Genomic DNA, 323 nt, shown 5'->3' with positions numbered 1-323 from the left:
CCGCACACCTGCGCTCACCCGCCGAGATGGCCCGCCGCCTCGCCCCCTGGCCCGGCGTCCAGCAGAACACCGTCGACCTCGCCCGCGCCTGCACCTTCGACTTCCGCACCCTCACCCCCGAAATGCCCGGCTACCCCGTCCCGGACGGCCACACCGAGGCCACCTGGCTGCGCCACCTCACCGAACAGGGCGCCCGCACCCGCTTCCACCCCGGTAACGCGAAGGCCCACTGCCAGATCGCCTACGAGCTCGACGTCATCACCCAGCTCGGCATGGCCGGCTACTTCCTGATCGTCCACGACATCGTCGACTTCTGCCGCCGC

Annotated in this window: 1 protein-coding gene; it reads left to right on the top strand. The window is 71.2% G+C overall.

Annotated features, from left to right (window positions below; all coding sequences use genetic code 11):
- The coding region (locus VR45_RS36955) for a hypothetical protein (RefSeq protein WP_045944315.1) at nucleotides 1-323 on the top strand (323 nt) is incomplete at both ends.

It is taken from the genome of Streptomyces sp. NRRL S-495, assembly GCF_000966955.1.
Classification (GTDB): domain Bacteria; phylum Actinomycetota; class Actinomycetes; order Streptomycetales; family Streptomycetaceae; genus Kitasatospora; species Kitasatospora purpeofusca.
This window is presented reverse-complemented; position numbering and strand designations above follow the sequence as displayed.